This is a genomic window from Marinobacter sp. (assembly GCF_052091845.1).
Taxonomy (GTDB): domain Bacteria; phylum Pseudomonadota; class Gammaproteobacteria; order Pseudomonadales; family Oleiphilaceae; genus Marinobacter.
On sequence record NZ_JBQDCO010000011.1, the window covers coordinates 23,111 to 44,756 of the forward strand.

General features: G+C 54.3%; 21 protein-coding genes. 8 read left to right on the top strand and 13 right to left on the bottom strand.

The window, feature by feature from the left end; genetic code table 11:
- Nucleotides 1-7 precede the first annotated feature (7 nt).
- The 3 genes from ACTHYN_RS05405 to ACTHYN_RS05415 all read left to right on the top strand — a co-directional run bounded on the left by ACTHYN_RS05405 (nt 8) and on the right by ACTHYN_RS05415 (nt 1,822).
- Nucleotides 8-565: a TIGR02444 family protein gene (locus ACTHYN_RS05405; RefSeq protein ID WP_441811451.1), complete on the top strand. Its 558-nt coding sequence runs from the start codon at nt 8-10 to the stop codon at nt 563-565.
- Nucleotides 562-945: a DUF4124 domain-containing protein gene (locus ACTHYN_RS05410; protein WP_441811452.1), complete on the top strand. Its 384-nt coding sequence runs from the start codon at nt 562-564 to the stop codon at nt 943-945. The genes ACTHYN_RS05405 and ACTHYN_RS05410 overlap by 4 nt, the downstream gene beginning before the upstream one ends.
- Nucleotides 946-1,093: 148 nt before the next feature.
- A complete protein-coding gene (locus ACTHYN_RS05415) occupies nt 1,094-1,822 on the top strand; it encodes an FKBP-type peptidyl-prolyl cis-trans isomerase (protein ID WP_441811453.1) in 729 nt (242 codons plus the stop codon).
- Between the two features lie 95 nt (nt 1,823-1,917).
- Here ACTHYN_RS05415 and rsd read toward each other — a convergent pair whose 3' ends face one another.
- Complete coding sequence (rsd, locus tag ACTHYN_RS05420) at nt 1,918-2,397, bottom strand: sigma D regulator (RefSeq protein WP_441811454.1); 480 nt, start codon at nt 2,395-2,397, stop codon at nt 1,918-1,920.
- A gap of 102 nt (nt 2,398-2,499) precedes the next feature.
- Nucleotides 2,500-3,006: a disulfide bond formation protein B gene (locus ACTHYN_RS05425; RefSeq protein WP_441811455.1), complete on the bottom strand. Its 507-nt coding sequence runs from the start codon at nt 3,004-3,006 to the stop codon at nt 2,500-2,502.
- A 178-nt stretch (nt 3,007-3,184) separates the two neighbouring features.
- Here ACTHYN_RS05425 and ACTHYN_RS05430 point away from each other — a divergent pair, with 178 nt between their 5' ends.
- On the top strand, nt 3,185-3,565 hold the full coding sequence (locus tag ACTHYN_RS05430; protein WP_441811456.1) for a flagellar basal body-associated FliL family protein: 381 nt from the start codon (nt 3,185-3,187) through the stop codon (nt 3,563-3,565).
- Nucleotides 3,566-3,604: 39 nt separating this feature from the next.
- Here the strand turns inward: ACTHYN_RS05430 and rmf are convergent, their stop codons facing one another.
- The 4 genes from rmf to ACTHYN_RS05450 all read right to left on the bottom strand — a co-directional run bounded on the left by rmf (nt 3,605) and on the right by ACTHYN_RS05450 (nt 9,735).
- A complete protein-coding gene (gene rmf / locus ACTHYN_RS05435) occupies nt 3,605-3,820 on the bottom strand; it encodes a ribosome modulation factor (RefSeq protein ID WP_441811457.1) in 216 nt (71 codons plus the stop codon).
- Nucleotides 3,821-3,964: 144 nt separating this feature from the next.
- On the bottom strand, nt 3,965-5,518 hold the full coding sequence (gene gshA / locus ACTHYN_RS05440; RefSeq protein WP_441811458.1) for a glutamate--cysteine ligase: 1,554 nt from the start codon (nt 5,516-5,518) through the stop codon (nt 3,965-3,967).
- A gap of 70 nt (nt 5,519-5,588) precedes the next feature.
- Nucleotides 5,589-7,949 carry a Tex family protein gene (locus ACTHYN_RS05445; RefSeq protein ID WP_441811459.1) on the bottom strand — a complete coding sequence of 787 codons (2,361 nt, stop codon included), beginning with the start codon at nt 7,947-7,949 and terminating at the stop codon, nt 5,589-5,591.
- A gap of 49 nt (nt 7,950-7,998) precedes the next feature.
- Nucleotides 7,999-9,735 (bottom strand): putative bifunctional diguanylate cyclase/phosphodiesterase, encoded by a 1,737-nt coding sequence (locus ACTHYN_RS05450; RefSeq protein WP_441811460.1) that lies wholly within the window; start codon nt 9,733-9,735, stop codon nt 7,999-8,001.
- Nucleotides 9,736-9,877: 142 nt separating this feature from the next.
- Here ACTHYN_RS05450 and rep point away from each other — a divergent pair, with 142 nt between their 5' ends.
- Nucleotides 9,878-11,896, top strand: coding sequence for a DNA helicase Rep (gene rep / locus ACTHYN_RS05455; RefSeq protein WP_441811461.1), 2,019 nt, complete (start codon nt 9,878-9,880; stop codon nt 11,894-11,896).
- 49 nt (nt 11,897-11,945) lie between these two features.
- Here rep and ACTHYN_RS05460 read toward each other — a convergent pair whose 3' ends face one another.
- A complete protein-coding gene (locus tag ACTHYN_RS05460; protein WP_441811504.1) occupies nt 11,946-12,359 on the bottom strand; it encodes a c-type cytochrome in 414 nt (137 codons plus the stop codon).
- Between the two features lie 198 nt (nt 12,360-12,557).
- Between ACTHYN_RS05460 and ACTHYN_RS05465 the strand changes: the two genes are divergently transcribed.
- Both ACTHYN_RS05465 and ACTHYN_RS05470 read left to right on the top strand, forming a co-directional pair.
- Nucleotides 12,558-12,896, top strand: coding sequence for a hypothetical protein (locus ACTHYN_RS05465; protein ID WP_441811462.1), 339 nt, complete (start codon nt 12,558-12,560; stop codon nt 12,894-12,896).
- Between the two features lie 13 nt (nt 12,897-12,909).
- Entirely contained in the window at nt 12,910-13,929 is a 1,020-nt protein-coding gene (locus ACTHYN_RS05470; RefSeq protein ID WP_441811463.1) for a phospholipase A, read from the top strand.
- 166 nt (nt 13,930-14,095) lie between these two features.
- Here the strand turns inward: ACTHYN_RS05470 and ACTHYN_RS05475 are convergent, their stop codons facing one another.
- The 5 genes from ACTHYN_RS05475 to ACTHYN_RS05495 all read right to left on the bottom strand — a co-directional run bounded on the left by ACTHYN_RS05475 (nt 14,096) and on the right by ACTHYN_RS05495 (nt 18,482).
- Nucleotides 14,096-15,448, bottom strand: coding sequence for a phosphomannomutase (locus ACTHYN_RS05475; RefSeq protein WP_441811464.1), 1,353 nt, complete (start codon nt 15,446-15,448; stop codon nt 14,096-14,098).
- A 9-nt stretch (nt 15,449-15,457) separates the two neighbouring features.
- A complete protein-coding gene (bfr, locus tag ACTHYN_RS05480; protein WP_441811465.1) occupies nt 15,458-15,931 on the bottom strand; it encodes a bacterioferritin in 474 nt (157 codons plus the stop codon).
- A 172-nt stretch (nt 15,932-16,103) separates the two neighbouring features.
- Nucleotides 16,104-16,310: a bacterioferritin-associated ferredoxin gene (locus ACTHYN_RS05485; RefSeq protein WP_441811466.1), complete on the bottom strand. Its 207-nt coding sequence runs from the start codon at nt 16,308-16,310 to the stop codon at nt 16,104-16,106.
- Between the two features lie 98 nt (nt 16,311-16,408).
- The gene (gene pepQ / locus ACTHYN_RS05490) at nt 16,409-17,701 is read right to left on the bottom strand and encodes a Xaa-Pro dipeptidase (RefSeq protein WP_441811467.1); all 1,293 of its coding nucleotides are present in this window, start codon (nt 17,699-17,701) and stop codon (nt 16,409-16,411) included.
- The gene (locus ACTHYN_RS05495; protein WP_441811505.1) at nt 17,667-18,482 is read right to left on the bottom strand and encodes a LysR substrate-binding domain-containing protein; all 816 of its coding nucleotides are present in this window, start codon (nt 18,480-18,482) and stop codon (nt 17,667-17,669) included. Before ACTHYN_RS05495 ends, pepQ begins: the two co-directional genes overlap by 35 nt.
- 83 nt (nt 18,483-18,565) lie before the next feature.
- Here ACTHYN_RS05495 and ACTHYN_RS05500 point away from each other — a divergent pair.
- A protein-coding gene (locus tag ACTHYN_RS05500) for an IS3 family transposase (RefSeq protein ID WP_441811468.1) occupies nt 18,566-19,698 on the top strand; the annotation gives its coding sequence in 2 pieces (ribosomal slippage) (nt 18,566-18,836 and nt 18,836-19,698; 1,134 coding nt in all).
- A gap of 76 nt (nt 19,699-19,774) precedes the next feature.
- Here ACTHYN_RS05500 and ACTHYN_RS05505 read toward each other — a convergent pair.
- Nucleotides 19,775-21,643, bottom strand: coding sequence for an alpha/beta hydrolase family protein (locus ACTHYN_RS05505; RefSeq protein WP_441811506.1), 1,869 nt, complete (start codon nt 21,641-21,643; stop codon nt 19,775-19,777).
- Between the last annotated feature and the right edge of the window lie 3 nt (nt 21,644-21,646).

The following is a 21,646-nucleotide window of genomic DNA, read 5'->3' on the forward strand; positions in this document are numbered from 1 at the left end:
AGCGCTCATGTCGCTAAACTCGAAAATAACTCCGGATTTATCGTTAAACACCATGGAGTTGCCGGAAAACCTGGAACCGGACAATCCGCTCTGGCAGTTTGCGCTGACATTCTGGCAGCATTTGCCGGCACAGAAAGCTTGCCTGGCCCTGCAAAACAAGGGCTGGAGCGTAACACGAATTTTATGCGCGGGATGGCTCGCACTGAACGGCAGGGCGTATACCGGAATTGAAGACACTACCGTAACAGAGTGGCGCGACCGTGTAACCGGCAGCCTGCGCGCCATTCGAACGTCAGTGCCAAAGGCTCAGCCTTCTTATACCGCCCTGCGCACAAGCATAGCCAACCTTGAGCTGGAGGCAGAGCGAATTGAACTGGCTTTGGCCTGGCAACATTTAACAGTGCATCACTCGGAACAGATCACCATGGACGAGCACAACAACCTGATCCGACTCAACCTCGCTGCCGCGGCACCGGCATCTGGCATAACCGCAGACACCAGGCAGCTTCTCAGCACACTGGGCGATTATCTGATTGCCCTCAACCAAGGATACACACAGCCATGATGATGAAATGGCTCGTCCGGCTCTCATTTCCAGCCCTCGGCTTGCTTTTATTGCTGATTTTTTTTGGCCTGAACGATCCCGAGCAGACCTCTGAGCCGGTTGCCGACGAAACACAGCCTCAAATACCTGCCTTTGAGGGCCTGGTGCCTTCTCCCATTCCGACAGAAGGCCCGGATATCGTCTTTAAATGGCAAGATACCGACGGCAACTGGCATTATGCCGACCATCCGCCAGACCAGGGCCGCTGGAATACCCTGGCTATTGAAAGGACAGATAACAATCGATCACCTGCCAGTGTGGGCGGTTCTGAAACCGATTGGCAATCGCCTTACAACGCGCCCTTTTCTCTTAGCCCAAGTGCCGGAAGCAATGGTAGCTAACGGCCACTTGTCAGCAGAAGGCTGATTTCTGCAGCGCCTTAACAGATGTTCAGTGGAAACTGCGCCCTGAACCCGTTACCTTTTCCCCTCTGATAAACTCAACACGTGGGTTATTGCTCACACCCTACTGACTGAAAAGGACTACGTAATGAAAAAAACGCTGCTTGCACTGGCAATGACTGGCATGGTTGCCGGTTGCTCAACCTCATCAGAGACCCCGGCAGATCCAAAACTGGATTCCACCGATCAAAAGGTCAGCTATGGCATGGGCCTGGTACTGGGCGAGCGCATGAGCAACGACCTGCCGAACCTGCAGATGGACCAGTTTCTTCAGGGTATTCAGCACGGCAACGCCGACGATGAAGAAGCCAGGCGCATGGACCGCGAAGAAATCCAGGCCGCTTTGATGGAATACCAGAAGACGCTGCAGGAGGAGCAAGGCAAGCAGGCGGAAGAATTGGCTGGCAAAAACAAGGAAAAAGGCGAAGCTTTCCTTGCTGAAAACGCCGAGCGCGACGGCATCAAGACGACCGAGTCCGGCCTTCAGTACGAAGTACTGGAAGAAGGCAAGGGTGAGCAGCCAGCCTCAACTGATACTGTGCAGGTACATTACACCGGCGAACTGCTTTCTGGTGAGGTGTTTGATAGCTCCCGCGAGCGCGGAGAGCCTGTATCCTTCGGCCTGAATCAGGTTATCCCCGGCTGGACCGAAGGCCTGCAACTGATGAGCGAAGGCGCTCGCTACAAATTGTACATTCCTTCAGACTTGGCTTACGGCCCGGGCGGAAACCGCGCCATCGGCCCCAACGAAACCCTGATTTTTGATGTTGAGTTGCTGGCCATTAACCCGGGCGAAAGCGAGTCTGCAACCGAGTAATTCCGATCACTTCAGCACGTCTGAAGTCATAAAAAAAGCCTCAGCAAGCGTTACCGCTGCTGAGGCTTTTTGCTGCTTACTGTCTTCAAGCTGAGTCAGGCAGGCAACACCTTATCCCCGTGGGCGTTGTGCAGGTACTCAATCAGAAAATCTTCCATTTCAAAGCGGCTCTCCAGGCTTTCACCAAGGTGCGACAGCGCCTCAAACAACGCTTTTATATCCTGTTCGGAAAGGTCCCCGCCATCCAACTGATCATTAAAGTTAAGCGCCACTTCGGTGGTTTTCTCGATGCGAGGATAAACCTTGGCAGCCAGCTCCAGCCCACCGTCATCAAACTCCCGGGCCTCGCTGATTAGCTGCTCGTAAACCCCAAAGTGACCAGTGGACACATAATCCATCAGCACCTCACAAAGGCCTACAAACTTCTGTTTCAGCGCCTCTGTTTGGGAGAAATCATTTTCGTTGGACAGCTCACAATAATGAACCAGCAGTTCTTGACGCGCCTTGAGCCAGCGATCAATCAGTTCGTTGACGCCGCCCCAGCGCTCCCTTGCATTTCGGCAATTTTCCAACATGACGCCCGCTCTCCGCTTAATAATCCGTTCATTCAGCCCGGATGCTGATGATTGTCAAGTCGTGTTCAAGTTACCCCAAGCCAGCAGCTGGTCGCAACCGTTTCAGCCGGCAATCCAGCTTTTTGGTTTTCCACGGTGAACAAGCATGACCAGACCCGCAAGCACCAGCAAGGCAAAAAAGATCGCAGCCCAGCCAGGAATGCTCAGCCCAAGGAAGCGCCAAACCACCTCGGCACAGTCTCCAGTGCCTTTAAGCGCCGTAGTAAGCACCTCTGCCAAGGGCAAAACATCAAGCATATAGTCTACTGAAGGGCCGCAGGCGGGTACCTGATCGGCCGGCAGGTTCTGCAACCATAGCTGCCGTCCTGCCATGCCCAGCCCGGCACCGGCGGTGACAGCCAGTAGCGCCCCGTATACACGCAATCCAAATTGCCCTGGCCCGTGCAAAGCGGCGACAAAGCTCACCAGGCCCACACCCATAAAGCCAAAGCGTTGAAGCCAGCACAGAGGGCATGGCTCCAGACCCATCACATGTTCCATGTAAAACGCTACACCCAGTAATCCGGCGCAAACGACAAAAATACAGGCAAAGATGGCTCGTGCTCTCACAAAGTTTCCTCAGTTTTCCACAAATGCGTTGCCGGGCCTGCTATTCTCGGTGTATCCGGCGTATAACGCTGCTGATTTTGTCACTAAACCCTAAACCATGATTAACTGCAAGCTTATGACACCTCAGCCAAAACTCTTTTTTTTCAGTCTCTTCCTGCTGTTCTCTCTGGTACCTGCCGTGTCGGCAAATGAAGCCGCCCAAGCTGCAGAGGAAAAACCGAAAGCCCCAGGAATCACGGATTACATTGCCATGGAACCGTCGTTTGTAACCCACGTTGGGGGGGCGGATGGCAAGCTGACCTACCTGAAAGCGTCGGTTAGCTTGCGCGCCTCGCAAAAAACCACGCGGCCCGCTGTAGAAATTCACATGCCCAGGCTGCGCCACGAGCTCGTTATGCTATTTGGCGAGCAGACGGATACCGACGCACTGACCACAATGGATGGTCAGCAGGCACTGCGCGATGAGGCGGCATTAAGAATAAACAAGGTACTGGAAGAGCAGCAAACCGGCGAAGCGATTACCGGTGTGCTGCTTACGGAATTTGTCGTCCAAAAATAGCTAACAATCAGCGCAGACGTCGCTCAGGGACAGAGCGTTTCAGGCGATTCGGGAAAACAGATCATCATCCATGGCACGCTGTTCCTGGGCAGCCTCGCCCGCATCATCCCAGCCCGCTTCCCATGCCGCTACCACGACTTCTCCGCGATAAGGGCAACGGGCTTTCCCCATGCTCATAGAGGCCGCCATATAGCCCTGACGATACGCTTTGTTCAGCGCTTCGACATCCCAGCCGAGTTTACCTTCCCTTGCCATGCCTCTTCTCCTGTGACTAATGCTATTGAAGTTAGCACCAGCCTCAGAAAGTGACAATCTTTTGTTCAGCTTCTGTGAAGCAGTCCCTCCACCAATGCACACAGCAGAGATAACGCGAATCAAAGGCCATACCTGCTCACCCTCTCAAGAGCGCAGATATTGCCCAAGAAAATCACTGAATGGCAAGGTATCTGACGCTTCTACCTGTTTCTGCTGCACCAGAGAATCCCTGCTCGCGGCGACGAATGCAGCCTGCAGGTCGGCCTCCATACCTTCCTGACGCAGTGTATTCTGGTGTTTGACTGCCATTTCCATGCCCCAATCGCGGTGCCCTAACCCAGTGGCCTGCATAGCATCAATAACCCGGGCCGAAGGTACTTGGCTATCGCCAGACAATACAGCTTGCTGGGCTGCCAACGCCTTGCGATAAACCTCCCCTCCATTCCAGCCATCAAGCACCTCGGCCAATGACTCAAGCCTATCCAGCAATGCCGTAGCGGCCTCGCCAATAGGGGTGCGCTCCCCCGCCCGGCAAAGGGTAAGTTCGTGGTTCCGCCCCCTGGCAACCACGTCCTTAAAGTTGTCATCCAGCATCTCGCATTCATCATCATCAATTCGCGGTGACTCTGACAGCAGGCAATCAAGCAGGAACAAATCCAGAAAATCGACCTGAGCCCCGCTAACTCCCAAGGGCGAGAACGGGTCCAGATCCAGACAACGCACTTCAACATACTCTACGCCACGGGTCTCGAGTGCCTGAATGGGCTTCTCACCACTTCGAGCTGTGCGCTTGGGGCGCACCGCACTGTAATACTCGTTCTCAATTTGCAGTACGCTGGTGTTAATCTGGATGAACTTACCATCACGCTGGGTGCCCAGCGCCTCATAGGCAGGCCAGTTGGTGTGGATAGCCCTATCCAGCGTTTGCGTATAAGTGCTGAGCTTGTTGAAGCAGATGTTCAACGACGATTGTGCATTATTGTGATAGCCCAGATCGCCCATGCGCAGCGAGGTGGCATGTTCACCAAACCAACTGCCACTATCAAAACGACCAAGATCGTGACGCACACCATCCACAAAGCTGGCATCCAGCGCCGGAGAAGCGCCGAACAACAGCATTAGCAGCCAACTCCTGCGCCGGAAATTGCGGATCAGCCAGAAATACTGTTCAGATTTGAAATCTTTCATGCCTTGCTGATTGCCCAGCATGTCTTGCCACTTTTCCCAGAAACTATCAGGCAACGAGAGGTTATAGTGCGTGCCGGCAATACTCTGCATCATGCGGCCATACCGAACCGCAAGGCCCTGTCGGTATACATGTTTTAACCGGCCGGTATTGGACGATCCGTACTCCGCAATGGGAATACTGGCATCGCCATTTAGCTCACAGGGCATACTGGCCGGCCAGAAGACCTCATCACCCAGATTCTGCTGAACAAAACGATGGGTGTTGCGCAGGGATGCCAGCAGCTCAGACGTACTGCTACACACCGGCGTAATCAGCTCCAGCAGGGATTCGGAGTAATCTGTGGTAATGGACGGGTGCGTAAGCGCAGAGCCCAAGGCCTCTGGATGTGGCGTCTGCGCTATGAACCCGTTGCGGTCAACGCGCAAACCTTCCTTCTCTACCCCTTTCAGAAATCCGTTCCAGTCGCTGGCCGCAAACTGGCGGAACATGGAATGGCGGGATTCGGCCATGATTGACTCCTGCTGCAGCCGGTTGTGCCGTATCGGGCGAACGCTGGCTGATGGAAATAGTTGAAACCGCTTAACGCTTGTCTTTACGGGCAGACGCGAGCGCCTGGGCTAACGCCCCTGCCATCGCCCCCTGCCCTGATTCTTTATTCTGGCCCCTGGGCGCCGGTTTACCTGGCGGCTGACCACCGCGGCTACTGGTATTCTGGCGATCGTCCGGGCGCCCGGAGGCGGGCCGCTTGGGCTGTGCTTTTTCGCCCGGCTGATCATCCATTCGCATGGTTAGCGCAATCCGCTTACGTGGAATGTCGACCTCCATCACTTTAATCTTCACAATATCGCCGGCCTTCACCACTTCGCGGGGGTCTTTCACAAAGGTGTGAGACAACGCGGAGATATGCACCAAACCGTCCTGGTGAACACCAATATCTACAAACGCGCCAAAATTGGTCACGTTGGTCACAGAGCCTTCCAGCACCATACCTGGCTCAAGATCACTCAGGGTTTCCACGCCTTCCTCAAAGCTTGCGAAACGAAACTCAGGGCGCGGATCCCGGCCAGGCTTTTCAAGCTCGGTAAGGATATCCTTGATGGTTGGCACACCGAACTGATCTGATACGTAATCCTGTGGATTCAGACCACGTAAAAACGCAACATCACCCACAATGCCTTCTACCTTGCGGCTGCTCTTCGCGGCGATGCTTTCAACAACACCGTAAGCTTCCGGGTGCACCGATGACCTGTCCAATGGGTTCTCGGCACTGGCGATGCGCAAAAACCCGGCCGCCTGCTCAAACGTTCGGGCGCCCAGTCGAGCCACTTTTAGCAGCTGCTTCCGGTTTTGGAACATGCCGTTCTGGTTACGGTATTCAATAATGTTCTGCGCGATGGTCTGACTCAGGCCCGACACCCTTGATAACAAAGGCGCGGAAGCGGTGTTCAGATCGACACCCACACCATTTACGCAGTCTTCAACGACGGCATCCAGACTGCGGGAAAGCTGCACCTGGGAAACATCGTGCTGGTATTGACCAACGCCTATGGATTTGGGTTCAAGCTTAACCAACTCGGCCAAGGGATCCTGCAGTCGGCGGGCAATGGACACAGCTCCGCGAATGGCTACATCCAGATCTGGCAACTCTTTAGCTGCAAACTCGGAAGCCGAGTAAATTGACGCCCCGGATTCGCTCACAACAATGCGCGCAAGTTTTAGCTCCGGGTAACGCTTGCTGAGCTCTCCAATCAGCTTTTCTGTCTCGCGAGAGGCGGTACCGTTGCCTATCGCCACCAGCTCAATGCGGTACTCCCGACACCAGGCTGCCAGCTGCTCAATCGAACGATCCCATTGCTTCTGGGGCGCGTGGGGGAAAATAGTGCCATGGCCGGCAACCTGACCGGTATCGTCAATAACCGCAACCTTCACCCCTGTTCGCAGGCCGGGGTCCAGGCCCAAAGTCGCCCTGGGGCCAGCAGGTGCCAGCAACAGCAAGTCTTTCAGGTTGGCTGCAAATACGTTGATGGCTTCGGTTTCCGCAGCCTCTCGTACCTGAGTCATGAGGTCTGTCTCAATCTGAGTCGACAGCTTTACGCGCCAGGTCCAACGCACGACTTCTGACAACCACTTGTCCGCAGCGCGGCCGTTATCCCGAATGTGCCAGCGGGCAGCAATGCGCTGTTCGGCAGGATGCGGTTGGCGGCGGTCTGCGTCTGAATCCCCCACAATCAGCGTGTAAGAAAGGATGCCTTCGTTACGGCCACGCAGAATAGCCAACGCCCGGTGGGAGGGTACTTTCTTCAGCAGCTCTACATGATCAAAGTAATCCCGGAACTTGGCACCCTCACCCTCTTTGCCTTCGATCACAGACACCTTTAGCTGCCCCTGCTGCCAGATAAAATCTCGCAGTTCGCCCAGCAGCTCGGCGTCTTCGGCAAAACGCTCCATCAGGATAGCGCGGGCACCTTCGAGGGCCGCCTTGGTGTCGGCAATGCCGGCCTCTGCATTGAGGTAGCCTTCTGCCGTGGCTTCCGGCTCAAGAGTAGGGTCACCTTGCAGCGCATCAGCTAATGGCTCCAGACCCGCTTCCCGGGCAATCTGGGCCTTGGTGCGACGCTTGGGTTTATAGGGGAGGTAAAGGTCTTCCAGGCGATTCTTGGTATCCGCATCCTGAATACTGGTGCGCAACTCGTCGCTCAGCTTGCCCTGCTCTTCAATACTCTTGAGGATAGTGCCGCGGCGGTCTTCCAGTTCCCTGAGATAACGCAGGCGCTCTTCCAAAGTACGCAGCTGGTTGTCATCCAGAGAGCCTGTCACCTCTTTACGGTAACGGGCAATAAACGGAACGGTGGAACCTTCGTCCAACAGGGCGACGGTGGCATTTACCTGTTGCTCACGTACGCCGAGTTCGTCGGCGATGCGCCTGGAGATACTGTTCATGCAACCTCTGTCTTATGCGTGTCTGATAAAGCAGCAAAGGTACAGCGGCTTACAGTTGCAGGCAAGCGGACTGGCCACGCTTGTTCAGAAATTGCACAAGATCGGCCCAGGGCATGGGGCGAGCGTAATAGTAACCCTGAATTTCATCGCAGTGTTGTTGACGCAGAAACTCAAGCTGGCTTTCGGTCTCCACCCCTTCAGCCACCACGCTAATCTGGAGGCTATGGGCCAAGCTGATGATTGCGCGAATAATATGCTCTGCGCCTGCAGACTCGCCTAGCGCCTGCACAAAGGACTTGTCGATTTTCACCAGCGAAATCGGCAAGTTCTGTAAATGGCTAAGAGAGGAGAAACCTGTGCCAAAATCATCAAGCGCAAAGCTGATACCCAGCTGATTAAGTTCTCGCAGACAACGCTGGGCATATTCCGGATCATGCATCATTGCGCTTTCTGTCAGCTCCAGTTCCAGCAAGCTGGTATCGACATTGGCATTGAAAATGATGCGGAAGATGGTTTCAGTCATCTTGCGGTCGTGAAACTGCCGAAACGAAAGATTAACGGCAAACACCAGGCCGGGGAAGCCAAGCCCGGCTGACTCCTGCAAGCGCTTACAGGCTTGCTCTATTACCCAGTAGCCAATAGGTACAATCAAGCCACTGCGCTCGGCAATGGGGATAAATTCGTCTGGCCCTACCAGGCCTCGCTTTGGATGGTTCCAGCGCAAAAGACACTCAACGCCACGCACCTCATTGCTGGCCAGATCAATCCGGGGCTGATAATACAATTCCAGCTCGTTACCCCTGAGCGCATTGCGCAAATCTGCTTCCAGTTTAAGTTGGTAGCCGGCAGAAATGTGCAGCTGCCGATCATAAAAACGATAGCTTGTACCTGGGTCGCGCTTGGCTTCAAACATGGCCCGGTTGGCACGGCGCATCAGATTTTCGGGGCTGTTTCCCGCTTCGGGATAAGTGGCCACACCCAGGCTGGCACTGACAGCCACACTCTGGCCACCAATAGATACGGGCTCATCCAGTGCGCTAACGACCTTGCGTATAATTTGTGTGATATCCAGCGAGTCTTCCACTTTTTCGATAATAATCGCTAACTCATCACCGCCGATACGCATCAGGGAGTCTACGCGCCGCAAACTGTGCCGAAGCTGCGACGCCAACCGGATCATGAACTGATCGCCCTTCTGATAGCCAAAAGACTCATTGATGCTTCGGAAATCATCAATATTCAGGTGTAGTAATGCCAGCCGGCGGGCGCCTCTCTGGGCTCTGAGTATGGCCTGCTGCAACCGGTCAAAAAACAAATCCCGGTTAATAAAACCACTTGCTACCCCTCTGCCAAGCTGCGTGTGGCCCGTGCTAGCCAATTGCCCCCGGTACCAGAGGCCCTTCACTGCACGACGAAAACTCCAGTGATCGAGCGCCTGCCGGCTGAGGTAATCCGAGGCCCCACTGGCACACAACTCCTGCGCCTTCTTGTCGGGTGCTTCCGCGCTAATAGCCAGAACAGGGCGACCGGCACTGGCAACCGCCAAATACTGCAAAAAAGCCGTTTCTGAACCACTGTGGAAAACGCAATCCCAAACAATGACATCAAAGGTTGCGTTGTGAATAAGATCGTCACAATCCGGCAGATCCGGGCACCAGGTTGAGTCCGGGCTGATTTCGGGATCGCCCGCCAACAGTGCATTGAGCCAGAGAAAATCCGCGTAATCAGGCGTCAATACAAGCAGGCGAAGCCGGTCGTGTCCGACAGTTTCCAGTGGCAAAGTCATTAAACAGGATCCGTAGGTGTGTGAGCAGCAAGCCTTTCATTAAAGGATAGCTGATAGATCGACAAGGTACAGGAAGTCAGGCTGGTGTAGACTATTGTGATACCGAAAAACTCCCGTCTCAACCCATTCTGGCAGTGAATTTGTGAGCAAACTTAACCCGAGACAAAATGAAGCGGTTCGCTATACCGACGGCCCGTTATTGGTGCTGGCCGGTGCAGGTAGTGGTAAAACCAGCGTAATTACCCGGAAAATCGCCTACCTCATTGAACATATTGGTATTCCTGGGCGCCATATTGCCGCCGTTACGTTTACCAACAAGGCCGCCCGTGAAATGAAAGAGCGGGTAGGAAAAATTGTGGATCGCAAATTAACCCGGGGCCTGATTGTCTCGACCTTCCACAACCTGGGGCTGAACATAATCCGGGAGGAACACTCTCACCTGGGTTATTACCCCGGCTTTTCAATATTTGACGCAGAAGACGCCAAAGCCCTGTTAAGGGACCTGATGCTTCGAGAGGCCAGCGCCGACGCCGGCGATGAACTCAACGATGTACAAATGACCATCTCGTCGTGGAAAAACGCCATGCGCGAGCCTGCCGAAGCATACAGCAAAGCTGCGGATGAGCGCGAGCAACGCATTGCCATCGTTTACAAATATTATAGCGAGTACCTGAAGGCCTATAACGCCGTTGATTTTGACGATTTGATCCTGCTCCCGGTGCAACTGTTTCGCAGTCATTCCGACGTGCTGGCAAAGTGGCGCCGAAAAATCCGCTACATGCTGGTGGATGAGTATCAGGATACTAACCTGTGCCAATACGAGCTGGTCAGAATGCTGGTAGCGGAGCGCGCTGCATTCACGGTAGTGGGCGACGACGACCAATCGATATACGCCTGGCGCGGGGCCCGGCCCGAAAACCTGGTGCAGCTGAAAGAAGACTTTCCGAGCCTTAAAATTGTGAAACTGGAGCAGAATTATCGCTCCACATCCCGCATTCTGCGCAGCGCCAACACGGTTATAGCCAACAACCCTCACGTGTTCGAGAAAGCCCTGTGGAGTGACCGTACCACTGGCGACGAGATTCGCATTGTACGGTGCCGTAACGAAGATGCAGAAACCGAACGGGTGGTCACAGAAATTCTCGATCAAAAGCTGAAGCAGGGGTTGGAGTTTCGGGATTTTGCAGTGCTGTATCGCGGTAATCATCAGGCCCGCTTGCTTGAGATGAAATTACAGGCCTACCAGATTCCTTATCGCATTTCGGGTGGCCAGTCATTTTTCGCCAAAAACGAAATCAAGGATGCCATGTCGTATCTACGCCTGCTGATTAACCCGGATGATGACACGGCTTTTCTGCGGGTGGTGAATGTACCGCGCCGGGAAATTGGCCCTCGCACCCTGGAGCAGCTTAGCCACTATGCGCGAGCCCGCAATGTGAGCCTGTTTAAATCACTGGGCGACATGGGAGCCGAAACCCACGTAACCGAGAAAGGTCTGGACAGATTAAGGCGCTTTGCCCACTGGGTAGATACCACCTGCCAGCGCTTGCATTGTGAGAACCCGGTTCCGGTTATCAAACAGCTGTTTACCGATATTGAATACGAGGAGTGGCTGCATCAGCATTCCGGCACGCCAAAGCAGGCGGAAAGGCGCATGCAAAACATCTGGTACCTGGTGGATTCCATCCAGCGGATGCTGGAAGACGGCAAGGGTACCGCCGATGAACTGGGTATAGAAGATGCCATTACCAAGTTAATATTGCGGGATATGATGGAGCAACGGGAAGAGGAAGACGACAGCGACAAGGTACAGTTACTCACACTGCACGCCTCAAAAGGTCTGGAGTTTCCTAACGTGTATATTCTCGGGCTGGAGGAAGAAATCCTTCCCCACCGCTCCAGCATTGAGGAAGGCAATATCGAAGAAGAAAGGCGGCTGATGTATGTAGGAATCACCCGCGCCAAGGAGACCCTGACCCTGACCTACGCCGCCCAGCGAAGGCAATATGGCGAAAAGATTGAAACCATTCCCAGCCGGTTCCTGGACGAGCTTCCAGATGACGACATACGCTGGGAAGGGACCGGAGACCTCGACGTTGAAGCCAACCAGAAAAAAGGCAAAGCCACACTGAGTGCATTACTGGGTGATTTGGGGGCGTAATAATAAAACCCCCCGCACCTGGCGGGGGTTTTTCACAAGAGCGCTCGGTTTAGCTGCTCTCACCTACTAAGTGCTCGACTGCGGCTTCGATCTCTTCGTCGGGGCAGTTCGCACAGCCACCTTTGGCAGGCATTGCGTTGTAACCATTAATCGCGTGCTTGATCAGTGTTTCCATGCCCTGATCAACTCGCGGTGCCCAGGCACCGGAATCCCCTATTTTTGGTGCGCCAGCCGCACCTGTGGTATGGCATGCCATACACACTGCATCATACACTTCGCTGCCTGAACGGGGGCCAGAGCTGGCGGATTCTGAAGCGGCAGCCGCGGCACCACACTCATCACCCTGCATGCACACTTCGCCAACCGGCTGGATACGCGCTCGGATCTCGTCTTCAACACTTGCCATAACAGCGCCGGCAGTTATGCCAAAACCGAGCAGTACGACAGCCAGGACTCTCTTTATTTTCACAATGCACCTCGCATTTGAGCGTTATAATCTTTGGTTGCCGCATTATAGCGACTGAACACCGGCAAAAAAACCGAATAGCAAAATCATAAATTGATTTGCACTCGCTTTATTGCCATTTCGTAAGCGTGCAGACTCTTTTCAGCCATCCGGTTAACATGTCGCAGCTTATCCAGACTTTCCAGGAACCAATTCATGAACAACCCGGAGAAACCTTCGCCGCACCCGCTCCGAAAAGCGCTTCTGACTATCGAGTTCAGTGCCTTGGCGGTACTTTTGGCCTCTATGGGCTGGTTTTCAAGTCAGGCCGAGCCGGACCATAGTATCAACCCGGCGTGGCTGCTGATACCCGCCGCTGCAAGCCTTGCTGTATTCATCAGCTTCATTGGTCTTATGTACCTGCGTTGGGTTGTGGCTACCAGTGCCGACAACCAGCTTCGCCACAAAATTGTGTTTGCACTGCTGGCCATCACCCTGATGGGTGTTTGGATATATGGAATCGCCAGCACCTGGCTGAGCCTTAATGCGACCTAACGAGACCCGGAACATGACCAAATCCCTATCCATCAGAGCTCAGCGGGCTATCGTACTGGCGTTGTTCTGGCCCTCTCTTGCGGTTGCCGAGAGCACGCAGCCAGGACTTGACCGCCAGGAACAGGTAGAAAACGCAGAGCGGGCAACCGACACTCTGGCCCCTGATGGCGAGAGTCGAAACGAGGTGACTGAAGAGCCTGGCACGGATGATCCAGACAATGGCGCCATGACCAATATGGTCGACAGGTACATGCAAGCGGAAAAAGCGCTATTTTCATTCTCGGGCGGTTTTATCAGCTATCGCCCCACCTACATCATGCCGATCACCTGGATGGACAACCCCAATCAGACAGCTTACAGCCCCAGGCTTGGTAGCACGGGTTACGACTACGACCTGGAAAACGAGGAGGCCAAGTACCAGATCAGTTTCAAGGTTCCGTTGCTGACGGGGCTACTGGAGGACCGCACCACGCTATGGTTTGGCTATACCCAACGCTCGTTCTGGCAAGTATATAACAAGGACGATTCTGCGCCGTTTCGGGAAACGAACTACGAGCCGGAGATCTTCCTGCGCCAGCAGATGAACTGGAATCTCGGGGCGCTTACGCTCAGTGGCGTAACGGTGGGCGTTAATCACCAGTCCAACGGACAGTCGGAACCCCGTTCCCGGAGCTGGAACCGAGTTATGGCCAGTGCTGCGTTTACTCACGATCGCTGGTTATTTGTTGTGCAGCCCTGGTACCGGATTCCGGAGAGTGATCGGGATGATAACGAGGATATTGAAAGTTATCTGGGGCATGCCAATTATAATATTGTTTATAAACTTGCGGAGGGCCGGACGTTTTCCTTAAAGCTGTTGAATAACCTGCGCTCTGACAATCGTACTTCAATAGAGTTTGGCTACAGTTTCCCCATGGGGGATACGATTAAGGGATTCTTCCAGTATTACAATGGGTATGGGGAGAGCCTGATTGATTACAATCACCGGATTGAGCGGTTCGGCTTTGGGATTATGTTGAACGACTGGCTCTGATATTTTGGCTTGGGGGCATGCCGAGGTGCCGGTGTAGGTTGCGAAAACACGCTGTGAATACTTCCCTGTACGCTTGGCTACGCCATCCATGGCTTCGCACAGTTTTCGCAACCTACACCGGCACCTCAGCTCCAGCTATGAGATAGCCTTCTACTGCTCTTCCCTTCTATTTGTTCAACCGCTCCATCTCTGCGAGCAACTCTTCTGTTTTTGCTTTCATCAATGGTATGTCACCACGGGCTTCCACGTTCAGGCGAACCACGGGTTCTGTGTTGGACATACGCAGGTTGAAGCGCCAGTCGTCGAATTCGACACTCAGGCCATCTACGTGGCTGACGTGCTTTGCGTCGGCGCCGTATTTTTCTTCGATGGCGGCGATAACCTTGGGTGGATTATCGATAGTGCGGTTGATTTCACCGCTGGCCGGATAGGCTTCGATTCGGGCGTCGATGAGGGATGAGAACGGCTTACCGGATTGGCACAGGCGCTCGGCGAGCAGCAACCACGGGATCATGCCGCTGTCGCAATAGGCGAAATCCCGAAAGTAGTGGTGCGCGCTCATTTCACCGCCGTATACGGCGTCTTCGTCGCGCATGCGCTGTTTGATAAAGGCGTGGCCGGTTTTGCTTTCGATGGCTTCACCACCCGCGGCTTGCACCAGATCGAGAGTGTTCCACGTCAGTCTGGGATCATGAATGACTTTGCCCGGCCCGGTTTTACGCAGGAACTGATCTGCCAGCAGGCCAACAATGTAATAGCCTTCAATAAAGCGGCCGTTTTCATCGAAGAAGAAGCATCGGTCAAAATCGCCATCCCAGGCAATGCCCATGGCAGCACCGTGTTCGACCACCGCGTCGGCTGTAGCTGCACGGTTTTCTTCAAGGATAGGGTTGGGTACGCCGTTCGGAAAGTTGCCATCTGGTTGATGGTGCACTTTGATAAATTCGAAAGGCAAGTGCTTTTCGAGTTCATCGATGACTAAACCACCGCCACCGTTGCCCGCGTTGACAACAATTTTTATGGGCTTCAGTGCAGCCGCATCAATATAACCCAACAGGTGGTCTATGTAGGCGCTGGTCACTTCCAGCGGCTCATACTTCCCTTGGGCCGGCGCATTTGCAAAGGGCTCCAGCACTCGGTCGCGAATAGTATTCAGGCCATTGTCGGAGCTGATCGGGCGGGATTCCGGCCCCACCATTTTCATACCGTTGTGATTTTTGGGATTGTGACTGGCGGTGACCATAATGCCACCGTCCATTTCATAATGGCTGGTGGCAAAATACACGTGCTCGGTGCCGCACAGGCCAATATCGAACACATCCGCGCCTGCCGCCATCAGGCCGGAGCTTAATGCTTCGGTGATTTCGTGGCTTGAAAGGCGAATGTCGTAGCCGACAATCACTTTTTTAGCACCGGTGATTTCCACATAGGCGCGGCCAATGCGCTCGGCCAGTGCCGGGTTCAATTGTTCCGGCACGCTGCCGCGCAGGTCGTAGGCTTTAAAACAGGACAGGTCCATTGTCGGTACTTACTCCGCAGCAGATTGCAGTTGGATATAGTTTTGCACGCCCATCTGTTTGATCATTTCCAGTTGGGTCTCCAACCAGTCAATATGTTCTTCTTCACTGTCGAGAATGCTGCGGAACAACTCACGGCTGGTAAAATCCTGAACCGTCTCGCAATACAGAACCGCTTCTTTCAGATCCACATGGGCGATGTGCTCAATTTTCAGGTCGCACTCGATCATTTCCTGAACGTGTTCACCGATCAGCAACTTGTTCAGATCTTGCAGGTTGGGCAGGCCTTCCAGAAACAGGATGCGCTCGATCAACAGATCGGCGTGCTTCATTTCATCAATGGATTCTTCATATTCCTTGGCCGCAAGTTTGGTGATGCCCCAGTCTTTGTACATGCGCGAATGCAGAAAATACTGGTTAATCGCCGTCAGTTCGTTGGCAAGGACTTTATTGAGGAACTGGATGACTTTCTTATCGCCTTTCATTGCAGCACTCCTTGATATCAGCCCGCACACACCTCTTAACGAAAGGCATATATGGCTGGCTCGTTCAGGTTAGGAAAGCTATAACGCTCGCTAAGCTCCCTCGTCACCCCACAAGGATAGCGCTTTAAGACGCATTACAAAATTGCAGAAAGGAAATAAAGCCAAAAAGGCATCAGGCAGGGCTTGCCAGCATGTTGGCAAGAGCCAGATAATCCGGTGTGCGGCGCTCACGCAAGATATCCCGCGCAGTGCAGGCACAGCGGCCGCACTGGGTTCCTACGCCCAGCTCTTTGCCCAGCTGGCGCATGGAAGAAACACCGTTGTCTGCTGCTTCACGGATTTCCCGGTCCGTGACTCCGTGGCAAAGGCATACGTACATAATGCAATCTCACCAATGACAGTAAAGGTAGTGATAATTATTGTCATTAGCATCCGGAATTGCAAGCCTGCTGTGTTAATTTTGTGCAACGGATTGTTTCATGCCTCTGCTTCCCGGGTCAGGTTTCGATGCCCGGTGTCGGTAACCACAACATTATCCTCTATGCGTATGCCGCCACACTCGCGCAACTCGTCAATCAACGGGCGATTCATGTGATTGCCCAGAGGGCCTGAAAGAAGCGGCTCAAGTAAAGAGGGGATAAAATACAAGCCAGGCTCAATGGTTACCACCATCCCCGGCTCCAGGGTTCGCATCAGGCGCAGAAAGGGCGCATCAGCAGGAGACAGCTCTGGCTTACCGGCAACATCGTGTACCTGAACGCCAAGGAAATGCCCAATGCCATGAGGGAAGAAGGCCCGGGTGATGCCTTCAGACACTAACTCTTCATCGCTCAGGCCGCTAACCAGCCCGGCAGCGCTCAGCAAAGCGGCAATGCCAAGATGGGTTTTACGATGTATATCAACGTAATCAACACCCGGCGCCACCATGTCACAAAGACGAAGCTGCAACTGCTCAAGCCCCTGCACCAATGCGCCAAAGCGACCTTCTTCAGCGCCAGCCGTGGTGCGAGTAATATCTGAGCAATACCCCCGGTAACGTACACCGGCGTCAATCAGCAAGCTGCGCGGCTTGGCGGGCGTTGTCGTATCATAGTATTGGTAATGCAGTGTGCCGGCGTGCCCGTTTACGCCAATAATGCTGTTGTATGGTGCGTCGGCCTCGCGCTGTTGTGTTGCCCGCTGATACGCCAGGTTGATTTCAAACTCACTGGCACCAGCCAGAAACGCCTCCCGGGCAGCGCTATGACCAGCCAGTGCCAGCTGGTTAGCCTGGGCCAGACACGCTATTTCGTAGGCTGTTTTGTGCACTCGCGTTTCACTAAGCGCCTCACAAAGACCGGGCGAGTTGTGCTCACCCGGTACATTCGCCAGCAAGGACGGATCACCCGTAACCGCTAACCGGCTCACACCTGCAAGGCCGGGTGCCGAGCGGCTTTCACTGAAACAAAGTTCGAATTCCGCTAACCAGGGCTCCTGCGCCAGCTCAACACTCGCGTGCCAGAAATCAACCGGCTGGTACACCGAAAGCAGTGGTTTTCTTCCGGGCCGAATTAGCAACCAGGCGTGTTCAAAACCGGTGAGACCTGTCCAGTGCAGGAAAGGGCCAAAGCCCTGAAAGTGCCAGGACTGATCATCGCCGTAACGCGTGGGGGCAGCACCGGAACTAATAAGCAAACCATCATAACCATGGCCCTCCAGAACCCGCTCATAGCGGCCTTGTAAAATACCTACGTGCTCAGCCTGAAGTGACAGTATCCTGGTGTTCGGCATGTTGGCTTTCCAGTGTTTTCCAAAGAGTTAAAAGGTCGACCGAGCGAGGTTCACGCAGGCGTATCAAGCGGATATCCAGCGGCACATCCCATCGATTGTCGCCGGCCCGCGCAAGACTGCCAAAATGCTCACTTTTTTCAGTCATACGGCTCGGTAGCCAGCCCATTCCATACCCCTGTTTTACCAGGGCTTTAACGCTGGCCGACTGAGTATTTTCGTTAAGAGGTAAAAGGTTCACGGGCTGCCTGGTGTGCGCCAGATGCGCCTCAATGGCAGACTGCAAAAACCCCCTGCCGTGATAGGCAATCAACGGCACGGTTTGGCCTGCCACCCCCGGTAACGAAAATCTGGGCTGGCCGTTTTCTGCGGCAACACTCACTGGCACCAGCCACTCGCGGGCCAATGTGATGGTTCTGTAATCCCCCCGGCTCAACCGGTCGCCCCAGGGTAGATCCGGGTGCCAGTAACACAGCACCAGATCGCACTCGCCGTTATCCAGCGCATCCAAAAACTGCTCGCCCACCCAACCCGTCGCTTTGAGGTTAAGTTGTAGCCGCTCGGCAACGCCCACTTCACTGGCCCAGCCCTGGTAAAAGTGAGAAAACAGGCCCTGGGTCGAGCCCACACTAATCCGGGCAGACACTTCCGCCTGCATATCGGCAATTTTTCCCCGAGTGTCCCTGACGTCCCGGGTAACCCGCTGGCAAAGCTCAACGAATGCTTCCCCGGCCGGGGTCAAAGACAAGGGCAGCGTCTGCCGGTTAACCAGAGTGGCGCCCATGGCTTCTTCAAGCAGTGAAGTGGACCCCAAATTTTGGACAGGTGCCTAAGCTCTGATTCATCATCTCCACAAGGAGGAGAATCATGAGCAAGAAACGCAAGCAATACAGCGCATCATTCAAGTCCAAAGTTGCTCTGGCCGCCCTCAAGGGTGACCAGACCACATCCGAAATTGCCGCCCGTTTCCAGGTTCACCCCACCATGGTCAGTACCTGGAAGCGCGAGCTGCTGGAGAACGCTCCCGACCTCTTCGAAGGCAAGAGGAAGGCCGGCAAGCAATCCGATGAGCCCAGCACAGACGAGCTTTACCGCGAGATCGGTCGACTGACGGTGGAACGCGATTTTTTGTCGCGCAAGCTCGATCAGTAAGCCGTCAACGCCGGTTGGCGATGATCGAGCGAGGTCATCCCCAAATCAGCCTTGTACGACAGTGCGAGCTGCTCAAATTGAGCCGCTCGTCAGTGTACTACGTCCCTCGTGAACAGTGTCGAGAGGATCTGGATCTGATGTACCTGATTGACCAGCAGCACCTGGAAACGCCGTACTACGGCTCTCGCAAGATGCGAATTCATCTACAGCGCCAGGGTCACCGGATAAACCGCAAGCGGGTTCAGCGCCTGATGCGCATCATGGGCATTCAGGCGGTGTATCCGCGTCCCAGAACCAGCATACCGGGCGATGGGCACAAGGTTTATCCGTACCTGCTCAAAGGGTTGAAAATCGATCGCCCCAACCAGGTGTGGGCAACTGACATTTCGTATATGCCGCTGGCTCGGGGGTTCATGTACCTCGTCGCCATTATCGACTGGTACAGCCGCAAGGTGCTGTCCTGGCGGGTCTCCAACACCATGGATACCGATTTCTGTATCGATGCCCTGGAAGAAGCTCTACAACGCCATGGGACGCCGGAAATCTTCAATACTGATCAGGGTGTCCAGTTCACCAGTGAGGCCTTCACAGGCGTTCTCAAAGAACATGGCATCCGGATCAGCATGGACGGTAAGGGCTGCTACCATGACAACATCTTCGTGGAACGGCTCTGGCGCAGCGTCAAACACGAGTGCGTCTACCTCACAGCCTTCGAGGATGGCCGACACTTGAAGCAGGCGCTCCATCGGTACTTCCGGCATTACAACCAGACTCGGTATCATCAAACCCTTGAATACCAAACGCCCGATGAGGTGTACTACGGGCAATCCATAGCCTTGGCCGCCTGAGCCAGGGAAACAACCGGATCATAGCTTAGGGACACCATCAGGTTGTCTAACTGATTGGGTCCACCTCACTGGTGGTTCACCGGCTTTGGCTGTGTTTACTGTAAAACCCATGTAGTTCCTCAAGCATTCTCACCTGGTTTTTTTGCTGTAAGAACCCGTGGCCTTCTGTTTCAAACCAGATCAACTCAGGTGCTTGCCCTAGTGCCTTCATAGTCTCAACCATCTCTGTGGTCTGCTCAGGCACAACAACTCTATCCAGTCCTCCCTGGAAAAAAATGACGGGGGCATTTATTTGCGTTACCTGAAGCTCGGGAGTACGCGACACCCAGCGTTTAAAATACCATTCGGGCTCACCCAGTAGCCAGTCCAGGTATCCGGATTCAAAACGATGAGTCATACGACGGAGTTGCAACGGGTCGGTCACTCCATAGAGGCTTGCGCCTGCGGTGTAGCGACCGTCTGCCACCAACGCCATTAAAGCCGTATAGCCACCAGAACTACGGCCTTGAATAAACACGCGCTGGTTATCTGCAAGTGAGGCAGAAACCAGTTGATCGGCAGCTCTGCCCATATCCTGCACATCTGCTTGCCCCCAACGACCTGCCAGTGAGAGTCTGAAATCACGACCAAACCCACTGCTTCCACGATAATTTACCTCAGCAACCGCAAAGCCCTGTTGGCACCAATATTGAACTTGCGGATTAAAAACAGGATAAGCCGCAGACGTTGGGCCACCGTGAGCGATCAGAATGAGAGGGGGCGCACTGGCTGAATGTCGAACAGGAGGATAGTAAAAAAACTGGGGGGGCTGAGTTTCGTTCGGGTGAACAGAAACCTGAAACGATTGCGGCAACGACACCTGACACCCAGGCAAAGCCTCTTCACCACCAGCAATCACGCGTTCATCACCCGTATCCGGATCAATTCGCAGCAGTGCGTCCAGCCGTGAAGGTGATTTGGCTATTGTATAGAGAGAACCCTGGGCGAAACACAGGCTGCGAAAATCACTAAAGCAACTGGCTACCCTTACACACCCACCGGCTCCTTGCTCCGATAACCAGAGTTCGCCTGTGCCATCGCGATAGCGCACTCGCGCCCAACGGCCGCCCGGCAAGGGGCAATGGTGCGACTCACCCAATTGCCAGGGCGCATTCGCATGGTCGAGTGGCGGAGCATGGTCGCCGACAAACCAGGGGCTGGAAATTACCTGATGATCAACCTGCCAGGGTTGCCACCACCCCTCGTGATCCGACATGACCCAAAGTGTTTGCCCCACAAAAACGGGCTGCTGAACAGACGCGCTGGTGGGCGCATCGCGAACCTGACACCTGGTTAAGCTACCGTTACTGCCAATATTCGCTGTCCAGAGACGGGTACGCAACCAGGGCATGTCAGGCAGCTGCCAGCTCACCCAGGCTATACGATTGCCGTCTTCCGAAAGGGCGGGTGCACTATAAAAGTCTTCGCCACTGTGCAGCACCTCAACGTCACCGGTTAGTGCAACGGCAACCAATTCTTGCTGACCCTTGGCCGGCTCGCTTGCAGTGTTACCAGATTCACGGACAGCAAGCACCCGATCCCTTAATGGGTCGGCAACAAGTCCTCCATAGGCCGCCTTATCGTTTGTCAGTGCGTGGCTCTGGCCATCGTTGTGCCGAACAAAATGAACTCGTTGGCTATCGCTGACCACAAACGCACCAGTCAACGACGCCGCAATCGCACCACCACCATAGCCATTAACCTGGCTACGGATACTGAGATGTTCATTGTGCATTTGAGCACCATCGCCACTCTGATATCCGAGGTGCCATAACCTGTTGGCACCTGTGTGAGGCTCATTCTGCAGCCAAAACAACCCTGCCTCACAGGCGACGAGGTTGGTGCGCTGGGTGTAGCCTTCACAGGCTTCACTGGCGCTAAGTACCAGAGTGTCAGAGGCTCTCATCAC